The following is a 15,555-nucleotide window of genomic DNA, read 5'->3' as shown; positions in this document are numbered from 1 at the left end:
TTTCTTCATCATACCATGTAATGCATTTCAAGTCGTGTCTGAATTTCATCAAAGGACTTCAATATGCTGTGGTATGAGTCTCTCATCCTCTAATATTCCGTGATTTGTTAACAGTACCGGCTCATTGTTCAAGTAAAATTTCAATATCTCAAAATCCACAATCTTCTCATGAGCATTCATGGTCTCTTGAACAAGATCATTGTAGATGAGACCCTGCCCCATTTCAAAGTTACCAAAGTGAGTGGCTAGTTTATTCTGCACTTCAAAGCGGATATGTCCCTTCTGCGTGTCACTGGTGCTTTCGTGGTAAACCAGTTTGATGGTGAGATCCATCGGCACTTCGACCGGCAGCATCACATTCGGACGCACCCCGTACGCTTTGACACTGGCAATGGCTTCTTCTGCCTGATGGATCAAATCCTCTGTGTTGAATCCATACATTGGCACGAGTAGGAAAGAGAAGCTTCCGGTTCCGTGGCTGTACTCCTTGCCGATGATATCCCGCACCCCATTGATGGTGAGCAGCGCCAGGCGCAGTGCTGCATAGTTGGCTGTTGCAGCGGAAGGAACAATCTGAGTCAGCTCATACCGGTACAAATCATCACTGATCGGTTCTTCTACCAGGGAACCGTCTTCCTTACGTACTTGTTCGACTCTTCTAGTGTGACTGAACAATCCACCGATGAGATCCAGGTGCACGTCAGTGGCTTTGCTGAGATAGCCTTGATCAAGCACGTCCTGTGCAAATTGATACAGAGACATTCTCTCAGGATCTGGTCCGCCTGTTCCAATCTCTGGCGCAATGGCTTCAACGATGGAGCGGGCGATGCTCCCTGCATGGAAGTTCGTAATTGGTGTGTTCTGGGCAATTGATACAGCTGCGTCTGTCAGGATTTCCTGCGTACTTCTTTTTAAAAACATCTTGTCACCTCCTATAAGTCAAGCGGCTGCCGGATAACAACCGGTCCGTTTCGGTCTGTATTTAACACAGAGAAGAATTCAATGGTCTCAATGCTGGTCGGCACTGCCCGGACTTCCACGTCACTCAGATCAAAGCGGCCGTCATAGGTAAGGGTTTCATAAAGCTGAGCCTCCCCTTTCTGCCCGGTTTCCCGGGTGTTGGCTTCCCCCTCAAGCAGCTCCAAGTCTCCCCCGATTCTTGGATGGCTGCGCCAGTCGGTTGTCTGCGTTCTGATTCGGTTCGCCATATCCTGCCTGGCCGATTCATATTCACTGGTTAACGCAAAGTCTCCTGATTCATCGACAGCAAAGTCGCCTTCCGTGTCTTCATGATAAAATCGGATATCCTGTTCGTTATAGTTCCTCACCTTGATCATCCCTTTCTGTCTGAGTCAGATTCACTTCTGACAGCAGGTTTTCAATATCCCCGTATTCGTCTCGGAGGTAGGTGTTCTTTACTACTCGATCATGCTTCTGAATGTCAGAGGAAAAGATATGAACACTCGGAGCAAAGACCATGAGGCTTTGACTGTCCCTGCTGAACCGGAAGCCGAGTCCGTAGTCTGCAAATCCCTCCAGCACCCCATTCTCCCGGGCAAGGATTCCTGCACCGCTAATGGGATTCACGACACCCATGTCATCGTTTTTTGCTTCTGTGGAAGACTCTGCGATTTCATCCAGGTCCTGTGCTTCATTCAGCTCATAGGCATATAAGTCATCTTTCCAGCTCATTGCGATCCTCCTTACCCCGGAAGCAGGTCATCAAAGAACTCTGCCACCCGATACTTCATATTGTTAAAGAATAAATCCAACTGGCCAGGCTCCCGGTAGAAGGCGGTTGCCACCGGCATTTTCGGATCGCCATTGACGTATTGGATAAACACCCTGTCATTTTTCTTAAAGCCTTTATCAATCAGCCCCTGCGAATACACAAAGCATGGTACGGAATACAGGCGCTGCATCTTGTTTCCGAGAAGAACATCCACATCCACGGTGTGCCTCTCTTCAGGAGGAAGCTTGGTTTTAGCTCCTTCTGGGTGCCGTATATTTCCCTCCGTGTCTGTTGCCCCACACTCACAGAACGTAGTGTTTCCGTGATAGAAGGCTACTTTGCCAATGTGGCCAAAAGAGCTTCGCTCGGAAGCTCTCTCGGCACCTTGGTTGTGGAGGTTCTGTCTAAAGTGGCTGCTTTCAACATGCCCCATTTCATCATCCCCTTATTTCTTTTTACAGACAGGATAAGAACAGTGCAAATGATTCCAGTGTCCGCCCGGGTCATACGTGACGGTGCCAGATCCATATTTCTTATTCATCTCCTGAACGATATCCCAATCTCCGAAATAGAGGCCACGGAACCCAGCCTGGATGCAGGCTTCTGTGAGCTTGCGGGCATTCTCTTTATCAGATCCATTCGGGAATCGCATCTTGCCGCCAATCATCCTCATGGTGTTGGGTGTGTCTAAATCCACAGCCCATCCGGTGCCGTGCCAGTTCGGATCCCCTGGTCGCCAGCCGCTGGTGACATTGACTTTCTTGCCATAGGTCTTCAGGGCTGCCACTAATGCTTCGGCTGTGCCCGGACGAACCTTGCTGGTGCCGCCTACAATGATTATGCCAAATGGCGCATTGGGAACGTTCTTTAAATCCGTCAGTTCCTTGCCAGTTGAGGTGCGGTATTTCGCCTTGCCTGCACTGCCTGTTACAGAAGGACAGCTGCTGGCTCCGCCTGTCACCCCGCCTGATCCTTCTTCACACTCGACATCTGGCAGATTGCCGTCATAGTAGCGAAGCACATGAGAGACGTAACTGGAATCTCCGTATCCTGGCGGTATCCGGGAAATCTTGCGGCCCATCTTCCTGACCTGCTCTTCTGCGAAGCTATAGGCCAGATCTTTCGTGTACTTGCCTCCCCGCTTCATACAGTAGTCAATGAAACCTTTGCCGTAGTTGTATGATTGGAGAGCCATCTTGATATCCCCGTTACACTTCTTCATGATCTCACCAAAGTACTTGATTCCCTGACGGATGGATTCATCCACATTCTTGATGGAGCCAATCGGCTTGCCAAGGGATTCTGAAGCCTGCATGACATCCGGATACCGGACATAGTTTCCGCCCGACTCCTGCATGACCTTGGCTTTGATGATCTCCACGTACGGTCCAAGTCCCTGCGCTTTGGCTTCCGCTTCCAGTTTCGGACCCAGTACTTTGAAGTAGCTCGACAGGTTTTTCGCTTTTCCTTGAAGTGGAACATCTCCTTTTGGTGTGCACACACCACTGCCGCTGCTGCTGCTGAAGAGTCCTTTGATTTTATCCCACAGGTTTCCGAACCAATCACCGATCTTGTTCTTCCAATCCTCCCAGGTGTTTTGCTCATCCTCGTGGACCGCTTTCGTTTCCCGAGAAGCCAGGAGCTCTAGGCGTTTGTTCGTTTGCTTCAGGGCTGCTTTTCGGTCTTCTTCATAGAGGTCTTCCAGGTTTTCAATCGTTGGCACCGGTTTCCGGAATTGCTCCAGCAGACCCCTGGTGATGCCGTTCGTGTCTGAACCCGCTTTGGCGTTGGCACCTCCCTCTCGTCCTGCCTGGCTGAATTGCCAAGCATCCACGCCGAGGAAGCCCATGATCACTCCACCGAATCCCTCTGTCAATGTCTTCTGCCAGAAGTCCGGGGAGTCTCCTACGACCGATCCCTTATGGCCATTGATGCCTGCGGTGAATTCCAGGCCGCTCTTGGTCAAAGGAGAGATCAGGCAGGCCTGGCGCTGGAAGAGCCATCTTTCAATAAACTCTCCGACCGTGGAGGTGATGAGATGAAAAGCAAGTGCCTCCACGGCTGCCGCAATCCATCCAATAGGGCCTGCCGCTAGATGCAGGCCGCCCCATAAAGCCTTGCCAGCTGTCTTGACCCCTTTTAATACTTTTGATAAGTTCCGCTGACCCATTGCCATCAAGGCGCTTCCTTTTGCCCTCAGCTTGGCGAAGTCGTTTGCATCGAGGCCAAACTTATTGGCTGTTTTGAGCAGGACATCAAGAGCACCGCTGGTTGCTGTACCTGTCACCTTTTGCAGCTGATTCAGCATGCCATTCTTTGCCCACCTGGCTGAGTCGGATGCCTTAACTCCGATGCTCTTCCTGAGTGCCGAACGCTGGTTCACAGCAGCTGCATTCTTTGGCTTCTTCCCAGTCAGCCGGTCTCTCAGGTTCTTCGGATTCAGCTTACTTGTATCAAAACGCTGCTTAAAGCGGCTCGCACTATTAGCTGTAACAGACCACAAGGCATTCAGGATCGGTGCATTGCCGGCATACTTTGTCGTGTTCAGAAGCTTGCGGAGGCCCCATACACTAAGAGCGGTCCCGGCCATATGCATGGCTGCCATTCCGGCTGTGATGGATTTCTTATCACTGTTAACCACAACCGCATCCGGCTTGATCATCGTGATGTAGCCCATCTGATGGTTCATGATCTGCGTGACTTCTTTTACGTCGGCAGGTCCGGATATCGAGTTGTGTGTATCATTGATCCACATCTGGTCATACGGTTTTACAGAAGGATCTCCCATAACGGTTAAGTAGCCATCATACATATCACGGACATAATCGCTTAGTGCCCGGGCTGTCATCTTAATGGCCACTCCTTCATCGTAATACCACTTGAATGGCTTGTTCAGCATATTCGTGACGAGGTTGATGCCTGGCAAGTTAGCGACCGGATTCTCGAGGAGGCGGATGCCCTGCGCATTCAATGTCGTATCGACATTCACCACTCGCTGCTTCTCTGGCCAGATATTCGTATCCACGTACACCGGAGACGTGGTATCCATTTCCCCTTCGTTCATGTAAACCCCAACCGCCACCGTTCTCATGTTTTCTTCCGTCGTTGTGATGGTATTGTCGATAATGGAGCTCACACTATCATAGACATGATATTGCCTAAATGGTTTGACCGCTGTTCCCATGATCTTCTCATCTTGCACGATGTAATCATAATGAAGCGGGAAGTAAGTCTTTCCTGAGAAGATGGTGTTACGGAATCCAAACGGATGGACAGCTACCACATGATCATCCCCGATGGAAGCGCAAATGTTCAGTACGTCCCATGGCGTTTTATCATAGAGGCTGATGTTGATGCCAGGCTCATCCGCTTTGCCGATTCCGAAGGCATCCTTGATTCGGTTCCACCATTGATCCTGCTCTTCATTCGTGAGCCCGGTTGTCTGGTAGACGTTCATATTGATTTCGCCAATGGTTCTTGCATCCTTGGCAAACAGGAATCCACCTCCGAAGATCTTGGAAAGATTCCCGGCAACGGCACCTCCAATATTATGAAGGAAGCTTTGTGAGGGGCTGACCAGTTCCGTGCCAAGGAAGCCACCGAAGAAACTCTTAATCTCCCCTACTCCCTGCGGGGCTTGCTGGTGTCCAAAGTGCATGATCCCCAAACTGTGATTGTTGAACTCCTTATTCGAAAGGCCGGCCCATAGGTTCTTGAAGAATCCTTGAGAGTCCGTAAGCAGCTCGTCCACAATCTCAGTTGGCTCTTGCTTATTGGTCCAGAAGCCGCCATCCGTTGTCTCGTTGACATCCGCTCTGATTTTGTTAGTCAATTCAATGCCGTCATCCTGGGCTACGACTGTAATCGACTCCCCATTGTTTTGGATGGAGGTGATCGTCCCGTTCATGATGGTCGGCATCTCCATTGGGTTGGATCCATATCCCATCCGAAAATGAATGCGGGTGCCTGTCCGAAGCATGATGCTCTTGTAATAGTTCGGATTTCTTTGCCGTGAGCGCTCGGCATTTTGTGCGACTTTCCCTGGTAGAGAGGCTGTCTGGAATACCTCACTGTATGAGGTGTGTGTCAAGTCCATAGCTTTCTCTGCATCGTCCAGTGTTCCATACACATTGGCCATTTCCAACACTAATGTACTTGATGCTTCCTTCCGGCTGTTCGTGTACATGATGTCCATGACCGCTTTGTAATTGAAGAACTGATCCGACAGCTTGGCATTCCCGATGTATTGCCCTTCATCAATGAATGACAAGAAGAAGGTTGGGAAGGCTCTCACCAGGCGGCCACGCTTGTCATAGCGGATCATGTCATGGAGCATGCCCTTCTCTACATTGTTGAAGTCATCTGCTGCCGCCGCTTGAGCTGCTTTCTTTTGCGATCTCGAGGCAGCCGCTGTCTTGAAGTCTTTTATAGGAAGGTTCTTGGTTTTCTTGCTGATGTCTTCCTTGCTCCATTGTTTGTGGTTCTTAGTCTCTGCCAGGATCTCACGAACAAGGCTTGCCAGCTTCTTCGGCGGCTGTTTGTTGTCTTTGATTAGAGCCATGTACTCTTTATCAAATCCCAGATACAGCATGACCACACCAACAAATCGTGCCTTCTCTTTATCAAAGGCAATGTTTTTGTTGAGGCCAAAGGTTTCGTATACATTCTTTTCTGAATACTGAAGCTTTCCTTGGCTGGTCTTCACCGAGAAGATGCCATCAAGCTCTTTATAAAGCTCACTCATCTTACGGACACCGGTCTCGATATTGTATTCAATGTTCTTTCCAAGCAGGTTCACATTGGATCCATAATGCTTGCGGACTTTCATGACGCCAATGTATTCTCCATCAATGCTGTCATCTGAGTTCTTGAAGAAGGAAAAATGCTGATTCATCATGACAGGTGAGCTAGTAGCATGATTGACGACCTTGCCTTGCTTGGCATTGACACCCTTCGAATAGAATTGCTTCAGCTCTTCATCCATCGAGCGAGCAAAGGCCACGGGCAGATTTTGATTAATCTTGAACACCTGGGCCTTCTCTCGGATCAATGCTTCCATCTCTACAGGCGTTAGGTCCTCTTTGTCTACGAGCTTTGAATCAATCTCCGTGGTGTCCCCGCCATTCCTTTCAGCTGCTGCTTCATATTCCTTACGGGCTTTTTCCTGCTGTTTCTTGGTGATGTCATTCACACTCGTGACACTGTTTCCGTTCACACTGGCCTGCCCGCCTGTGCCATCTCGCAGGATGATGTCATGCTGATTCTGCATGCTCTTCAAAAGATCTTCCCAGAACAGTGTGCCGGCATTGTATTTGATGAAGAAGTCCGGATCCACAAAGATGCCACCGTTGGTGTTTTCAACATTAAAGCCAGCTTCCTTGCACTCTTCGTACAATGGCAGTTCAAGATCTGGATATACTTCTGATGCCTGGAGGATCGCTTTCATCGCATCCTCGTAAATAATCTGCTTAATGGCATCTTCTGAAAGCAAATCTCCATTCGGCACTCGGTTTAAACCAGCTCCATGAAGCTTCATGCCTCCCAGCATTCGCTCGAACGCTGGACGGTCTGCCATGAATTTGCCCCATCGATAGATCGGTGTTGATTTAAATACACCCTGAATGCTTCGTTCGTCCTGATCGTCTCCCCATTCCATCGGGTTCAGGGACGTTAGCAAACTCCAAAATCCTTGATCCTCATACTGATCGATATTCCATTCAGCGGACTTGGACATCCATTCCACTTCGTTCAGTTTCTTTTCCATCCGATTGTAGGCAATCATCGTCAGCGTGACATCATGCACACCTGGCTGCCCTTCCACTGTGTTGACCTGCATATCTTCTATGGTAACATTCCGGATGCCAAACAGGCGTGAAAGCTGATGGTCAAATTCCAGAAAGCCATTGGCCACTTCTTTATGATACTGCCGGATCAAGTGAGTGGATCTGCGCACTAGGGACTCCAAGCTTGCGATGCACTCATCATTATTGGTGGTGAACCGGGCCATCAGAATGGTATCCTGAGACCCCATGTATTGATGGGTTGGCGACTCATCATGCTGGATCTGAACAGAGGTCAATGAGTTTTCAAAGCTGACAGACATATCCGTCAAGGTCAGTCCAGGAATATCCCAATCCTCATAATGAAGATCATATTCTGAAATGGCCTTTCCATACAGCTGCATGTACTCCTCATTAAACTTCTCTTCTCGTTTCTCATTGCCCCAGAAGTTATCCCGTTTCTCTTCAATGTATTTCTTGATCAAGGAACGTTTTGCTTTCTTCCAGTTCTCAATCTCTTGAAGCTGCAACTCATCGACTATACGAAACTTAAAGCTGCTGTCCAAGTCTTCCCAAAGAGGTTCATAGTAAGTGTGAAAATTCTCTCCGGTGTCTGGGTCCAGGTTTCGTCTGTAATACCATCTGAATAGATCCCAATCAAACATCTCATCAAAGGTTCTTTCCTCTGTGTCCGCCATATAGGCATATGGTTCGAAGGCATACAGCTGAAGCTGTGCCTGCAGGGTATTCGGAAATCCTGGTGTAGTCTGGACGGTCACACCCGCCACCGTGATGGCATCCACCTTGTGAATGTTATTCAGATAGCTGTTCTCAATCGGAAGGAATGGGCACTTCTTGGCCTGAGCCAGTAGCGGCCGGAGCTCTGTATTAATAGAATCCCTATCAGGAAAAAATAGAGTAATATCTATTACTCTATCAAAGTAGCCAGATTCTTTCGTCATGCTGTTGCGTGCACGAAGGATCTGCGCACGCTGGTTCTTCATCTGTCGATGCACACTAATCGCAGTAGGGGGCACATAAAACTCCATGTCCCCTATGCGCAAGTGATGCTCAAGCAGTCCCCCGTATGGGGTGCGCTGATTAAACGCAGTTGGCATGAGCTCACCTCCTATATATTCTCTCTTACCTTATCCCGGTACCATTGACGATTCAATTGCTGGGTGTTATCTCGAGTTGTCACGGAGACTCGTGTAGGGCCGGCGTTCATTCCGGTATCCTGCATCCCTTGCGTGACAGCAGCTGACATCTGTTCCTGCCCTGCTCTTTTGCCAGTCGCTGAAATACTGACGCTGGCATTGTGAGTGGTGGAATACTCAGACGGCATCTGAAGTGCCGGCTGCGGATGTCTTCTTGGATTCGCCTGTTCTTGACCTGAAGGAAGTTCAGGTTCATTCATGTAATGCATTTCAGGTTTATCTGTACTAAGAATATTGTACCCTGCGATGCCACCTACGGCAAGACTTCCAAGCGCAATCGCCTTCTTTTTTCCACTCATGCCTTTCAGACTGTCCCAGAGTTCACCCACTTTGCCTTTTAAGTCGGAGACTCCGCCGCCGATGGAGTCACTGGCAAATGATTTTGCTTTGTTCATCCATCCTCTGGTATCTGCTCTTTCTATCATGGAAGGAGTCGTATGACGTTCATAAGGAGTTGTCACCTCCGGTGTGCCGCCTTCAGGGATGTCCATCCCTGAGTCTCGAAGGTAACGTTGCATCATGGCAAGAGCCTTGTTGTCGCCTCCAAACTCAGATGGGTCAGCAGTGCCGTGAAGAACAGCCATGAGGTTATCAATGCCAAAGTTTGTATTGATTCCCGTGCTCGTTCCGAACTTAAAGCCTTGTGTGCGAAGCCCTTCTCTCATGGCTTTAATCGCATTCGGCATTTCTTGAGCCACCGTATTCATGTGGAACTCTTTCTGGAACTTGCTGTCAAAGTAATTGTTATCAATATCCTTCGCACGGTTCCAGTCCCCTGCATAGATGGCATCAATCATTTCAAGACCAGCAGGCTTTGCTCCGTGCTTCGCATCAATCAACTTCTGCTCGAGGCCACGGCCGAACTCCAGCATCTGGTCACGGACCGTTCCATCGAAGTGCTTGTCTGCCACTTGCCGGATGAAGAGGTTCAAGTTGGACGCTCGACCGATGGTCATCTTACCAATCTTGGCTGCCATCTCTTCATCACTGTTTCCGGTGTTGCTTGGGATAAATTTAGATGTCTTTGGAACAGTCTCATGAATGCTTACGCCTTTCTTGTTTTCATACCCAGGCAAGGTAGGATCCTCTTTCGCCCTGTGAGCGTCCCATCTGTCCTGGAACTTTCTCTCGGTAGCATCATGGGCCTGCTTCCATTCTTCCTGAACACCTTTATCATCCACGACAACAATGTGTGAATAGTCACCATCAGAGTCGGCATTCTGAAGCATGGAAGAGAAAGACGTGGTGTGAATCTCTCCTTCTTTCACCCAGTCGGCCATCTTCAGTTTCGTGAACTGCATGGCCCCGTCATGGAAGGTAGGATAACGCACATTGGCTGTGTACAGTTCCTCCCCATTCTTCAACTTGTCGAAGACACCCATCTTTTGGGCCATATCTTCAGAGATGACCGTATATTGTCCAGCTCCATATCGATCCATGAATTTCTGAGAAGTATCAAAATCCATCAGTTTAAATAAGCCGGAGGCAGACGTGTCCATACTGGTCTTAAATACTTCTCCCAGCATCATCCCCTTAGAGGATGTCAATTCCTTAAAGGACTGCTTCACATACTGGTTCGCTGCCCGCTGCAGATCCGAATGAGCGGCTCTTGCTTCATCGATGTTCGTTGCATTCGTCACAGCTGCGGCTTTTTCATAGATGTTTCCGATGTGTCGCTGCAAATCCCGCAGGTGGACATCTCCGTTCGTGTCATCCATCTTGGTGAACGGGATAAAGATCCGGTCGATTTCCTTCCTCGTGTTACGTCCAGATTGTACGGTAATCTTGCCTTCTTTTTTATCCGTTCGCTCCACGGAAGGAAGGTTCAGCCAGAAACCATGCTGATTCATGATGCCTTTTGCATTTGCCCCGTGACGTTCTTCCATGCCCTGAACCATTTGGTGAACCGCATCCTGGTCAAAGATGGTTCCCTTATAAGAGCCGCCAATCACTTCTCCATTTTCCATAAGAAGGTTGCGGTGCATTTCCGGAAGATTCTTAAAGTCCGTTGCGTCAAGCCCCATTACATTGACACCGACGTCTTCTGCTATATAGCGAAGGGACTCTTTCACACCAATGGCTTCATCAAGACGTTTGGACTTATCAAGCATGGTCTGATACACATGTTCATAGGTCTTATCCATGCTGACACCTTCTGTTCGGCCATAGCTTTTCAGAACGCCCATTTCACGATGTCCCCATTGGACCCCGCCTTCTTTTCCATAGATCTTAGATCCATCACTCTTGAATCCCAGAACCGCTTTTCCGGTGTGATCCACCACTCGGCTGTAATTGGAAACTTTGGAGAGATGGGCTTCCAATACTCCGAAACGCACTCCTTTATCAGTGACGGGATTCATCTCAATGCCTTTCTCTTTCAAAGCATCAAATATGTTTTTAAAGGCATCCCGTTCAATCTTCATGCCAAAGCTGTTGTCGATGAACCCATTCCTCTTTGCATCCCACTTTAATCCAATGCCGCCTGACTCAATGATGTCAATGGCCTGCTTCTGCAATGCCCCGGTCAATTTTCCAACTTCTTCTGCCATGTAGCGGGCTTCCCCTGACATCAGCATCCCAAAGTCCTGGTGCTTCGCTACATCCGGATTGATGATAGCGGCAATGTCACTTCGTCCAGTCAAGGCTTCGATGAACCGTCTGTCCACTGGTGAATCGGTCATCTTCTCTCCATCTAGCATGATCTTGAATGGATCGGATTTCCACTGAACCACTAGGTCATCTGTGCCGGTTACTCCCTGAATGATTCGGGCCTCTTTATTGCCTTGATAGACAATCTCTTCTTTGGTTCCGTTGTCATGTGTCTTCCATCCAAGCGTCGTGCCTGGCTGTATTGTCTGACCCAGCTGCAGGCCATCTGCTACTTTAAACTGCAGGCCCTTAGCGAAACGCTTTTCATTATCGACTTCAAGCATGTCCGCTACATCTTGAGCGATGATGCCCTGCTGTTCATACAAGCGTGGCAGCTTCTCATGGTAAAGCTTCCCTTCTTCATCCAAGAAACCGAGCTCACCAAGAAGTTTCTTGCCATCCTCTGTCTCCATCATTCCATTCACATTCGCCCGAAGCTCATCTTGCGTCATGTACGCCGTCTTCATATTAAAGCTCGTCTGATTGGCACGGATGGCTTCTTCTTCAATCTGCCTTGGTGTTGCGATCAAGGAAGAGCGGCTGACACCTTCAGTCCTGTTGATTCCTTCCTGGACATCCGGATTCAATAAGAAGGCATTTTCATATTGCACCAGGTTGTCACGGCCGTGATTGTAGAATGAACCATACGGTCTGATCTGCCTGGCATCTTCCATGGACATGGTTCCTTTTGCCACCTGTTCAGCTTTCAGGCCAGATGTGTAGAACTTTTCACCAAGCTTGTCTTCAGCCCATTTCGGCATTTTCATGAGAATCTTGTAGCTGGTATCTCCCTTTACATCTTCAAGTGTCACACCTCTTCGAAGTTTAGGCTTGCCGGTTGAGGCATCGGTATAGCCGACTTCATCCCAGTCATAGAAATCATCCATTGTGAGTTTGATGCCATCGTATCCTTTTTCGCTGTAGAACATATCTTCAATCATGGCATTGGCCATTTTGACATGAGCCTGCTTACGATCATCTGATGCGTTATTGGCCCATTTGTAGGTGTCGTTTTCTCCGCCTTCCATATTCCTCTGGATGCCGGACATTCTCTCGACTTCATTGCGGAGAGTCCTTCTGGCCAGTGCATTCGCCTGATCGTAATCTCCATCGTTGACCGCTTTCATGATTTTTTTCATGTTGGCTGCATAGCCTCTGGCGATCTGCTGGGCACTGGAAATCATCTTGACCTTTCCTTCATCATAAACCGCTACGCTGTGAGCATTTAACACCATGCCTCCTACTGCATGTGTGCCTGCTTCATTGATAAGAGGCATATTGATCTCCAATGCCTGAGTAGGGGTGACGCCTCTTTGCAGCTGGTTGTTGACACTGATGCTGTCTTTCGGATTGTAAGCAAACACCTTCATGACCCCGCTGGATCCCTGATCCATAGCCAAGGTGAATTGTTTGTTGTACCCATTTTTCTTCATGCTGGTAAGGAGTTCTTCTAAGGCCGCAAAGTTTTGAGGATTCAGCCTCGAGAAACGCTGCTGATCCAGAACATCTAGTTTCTTCCTTAATCCCTCACTGATTTCAAGCCTGCTTCCCTTGACCGCCTCCATCTGAAATAGAAACTGAGCATTCTTTGTGTCTTCTATAGCCTTCTCAATAAAGCTCTCGTTGATGGCCGGTGTGACGGATTGAATCTTATCATTAAAGTGCATGGCCGGTGCAGTCCGTGAAGTTTCGTACTTACCGCCGCTTTTGTTTCTCATATCTAAAGCAATTTCTCCAGAAGCATTATATACGCTGTCTGTGTTAGCCAGAACACTCATGTATTGCTTATATTGCTCATCGTTTACAATGGACTGTGAGCGGAGGTTTCCAAGCAGGTGGCCCAATTTTTCTCTCATTACTTCATTTCGGTTTGGACCGTCTCCCACACCTCGCTTGGCATACCCATAGAGACTTCTCTGAGCAGAGGATGGAGACTCAAAGTTAAGGGTTCTCGTGTCTTTGGCTTCTGGATCAAAATAAGGAATCCGGTGGCTCTCAAACTCTTTTAAATCCACTGGCTGTGTAGGAGTTCCGGCAAAGTCTGTCACTTGCTGGTAATAACGCATAAGCGCCTGATCTCTCTTTTGGTTGACCAGCTTTAGGGCATTCCTGACTTCACTGTCATCCCCTTTGGCGAGCGCCTGATCAATATCCTCTTTGAACGCTTCATCAATGCTGGCCACAGCTTTCTTCCAATGATCACGTTCATCAAACAAACGATTGAACATCTTAAAGAATTGATCTTTCTCAGCTGTGTTGAATACATATTTCTTTTGTTTGTCGTCCCATAGACTATTGAAATTCATCTGGCCAATCAGCTCGTGTGAACGAATCAACCGGGCTTCTGCTTTAGCCTGGGCCGCTGACATGCCGCTTGCACGAAGCTCTTCCACTCTCTTTCGGTATTCAGCTCCATGGCTGTTTAGATGCATCTCCATAACGTCCAGATTCTCAAGCATCCGTTTCAATCCCGAGAATCCCATCGTTCCTTTTTCAGAGAGTTTCCCGTCAAAAACGGTCAACCCTTTGCCGCCGCCATCCAATCCGAAGAAACGGTCATAACGTCTTCGGGCTCGGTCGGTTTCAGCTGCATGGCTGATCTCCCTTTTCAGCTGCGGATCAACATTTTCCCAGTTATAGAAGCGGCTTTGCACAAAGTCAGTCAACTCCTGAAAGGCGTGTTCCCCTTTTCGGATGATGTTGGAGATTTCCTTGGTCTCAGGATCATAAAAACGAAACACTTGCTTCCCGTCTTCAAGCACTTCATGCCCGGCAAACTGATAAAAGGTTTTGGAATTGATAACCGTTTTGTTAAACCCATTAGACACTGGCACCCATTTCCCGTCTTCATTCAGACGCATGCTAAAAGATTCTTCTCCATCCGCATAGGCCTGGATGCCTCCTGTTGTGAAAAGAGTCTGGCCTGTTCGAAGCTCACTGTCAGCATTCCAAGTCATATGGGTTGGATGATAATTAAACCCTTCCCGCAGTGGCACCTTCGCATTTTCAATGGATGTTGCCAGAGGATCTCGAGTGGCAGCCACGACCTTCGCCAGGTTATCGACATCAATCTTGGCGTTGTGGAAGCCCTGGTCCTCGATGCCAAGCACATCTCTCACCCAAGCCGCCTGTTTGTCTTTGCCGTACTGGGTTCCTGCGTATTCCGGATTCACCATTCGTTTTAACACATCGGAATCCAAATGAGTGGATTTTATCAGACTCAGCCAGTCCAGATGTTTCACTTTTTCTGGCCATTTCACACCAAGCTTTTCCGCATAGGCCTTCAGGACTGGCATGTCAAAGGAATTTCCGTTGTAAGAGAGAAAGAAATCATCCTGATTGTCCGCCATGATCTTGGCGACTTTCTCCATCGCTTCTTTAGGGCTATCCCCTTTAGATGCAATTGTCTCCAGTCCAGAGCGCATGTACTTCAGATACATATCCATCTCCCGGATGACCTTCCCGTGGTCTACCCGGTCCTTATCATCAAAGACGGAATCAATGATGGAATGGTGCTTCATTTCTCCATCCATCGAGAAAGCATTCTTGTCGCTGTCTTCCTTGTAAGTAGCAAAGCGCATCAAGTCCACAAGAGAACGTTTTTCCCACTCCTGCAGTCCGTTGTATTTGTACTTATCGGCTGCGAGCTCATTGATTCTGGCTTCCAGGGCCTTTATGACATCTTCATCCTGTCTGATGACTCCGTTATAGCCTTCGCTTACGAGTCCGCCTGCTGCATTATATTTATTAAGAGATATTTCAGAGATGCCGTATGGGTTCTTTCTGTCCTGGGAATCTCCAAACGTCTCAATGTCAAAGACATAGTGTGACTTGGTTTTGGAGAATTCCTGGAACAGGTCAAGTGATTCCTGCGCACGTCGATTGCTGGTGTTATGAAAAAGATTCAGGACCCGTTGCCCATTATGCGTCACTACCTCTCGAGCGGCCATCAGTTTTTCATATTCGGACAGAAGTGATCCTTTATCACGGGAGAGGACCATTTCCTGTTTGTTGATTCGCTTCAGGTGAGGACTGATTCGTTCTTCGTATTTCTTGTCTGTGTCATTATCCACGAATAAGGGATTTGACATCGCCAGCACTTTAAAGTCCTTTGGTTTCGGTAAAACAACATTCACCCGAATATCTTCGGGTGCGTTGTTTAGGTTGTGGCTCATCC

Annotated in this window: 6 protein-coding genes; all 6 read right to left on the bottom strand. The window is 48.4% G+C overall.

Going from position 1 to position 15,555, the window contains the following annotated elements; genetic code table 11:
* Positions 1–48: 48 nt before the first annotated feature.
* Genes AC6CHU_RS05400 through AC6CHU_RS05375 form a run of 6 tightly spaced genes read right to left on the bottom strand, consistent with a single transcriptional unit; the run spans position 49 to position 15,553 of the window.
* Positions 49–921, bottom strand: coding sequence for a baseplate J/gp47 family protein (locus tag AC6CHU_RS05400; protein WP_498120617.1), 873 nt, complete (start codon positions 919–921; stop codon positions 49–51).
* 11 nt (positions 922–932) lie between these two features.
* The gene (locus tag AC6CHU_RS05395) at positions 933–1,337 is read right to left on the bottom strand and encodes a hypothetical protein (protein ID WP_498120615.1); all 405 of its coding nucleotides are present in this window, start codon (positions 1,335–1,337) and stop codon (positions 933–935) included.
* Positions 1,315–1,692: a hypothetical protein gene (locus AC6CHU_RS05390; RefSeq protein ID WP_498120613.1), complete on the bottom strand. Its 378-nt coding sequence runs from the start codon at positions 1,690–1,692 to the stop codon at positions 1,315–1,317. The genes AC6CHU_RS05395 and AC6CHU_RS05390 overlap by 23 nt, the downstream gene beginning before the upstream one ends.
* An 11-nt stretch (positions 1,693–1,703) precedes the next feature.
* Positions 1,704–2,165 carry a hypothetical protein gene (locus AC6CHU_RS05385; RefSeq protein WP_498120611.1) on the bottom strand — a complete coding sequence of 154 codons (462 nt, stop codon included), beginning with the start codon at positions 2,163–2,165 and terminating at the stop codon, positions 1,704–1,706.
* Positions 2,166–2,177: 12 nt separating this feature from the next.
* Positions 2,178–8,630 (bottom strand): lysozyme family protein, encoded by a 6,453-nt coding sequence (locus AC6CHU_RS05380; RefSeq protein WP_498120609.1) that lies wholly within the window; start codon positions 8,628–8,630, stop codon positions 2,178–2,180.
* A gap of 11 nt (positions 8,631–8,641) precedes the next feature.
* Positions 8,642–15,553, bottom strand: coding sequence for a hypothetical protein (locus AC6CHU_RS05375; protein WP_498120607.1), 6,912 nt, complete (start codon positions 15,551–15,553; stop codon positions 8,642–8,644).
* Positions 15,554–15,555: the final 2 nt, after the last annotated feature.

This window comes from Cytobacillus sp. GQ23, from assembly GCF_059758675.1.
Note: the sequence above shows the minus strand (reverse complement) of the source record. Positions and strands in the feature narration are given on the sequence as shown.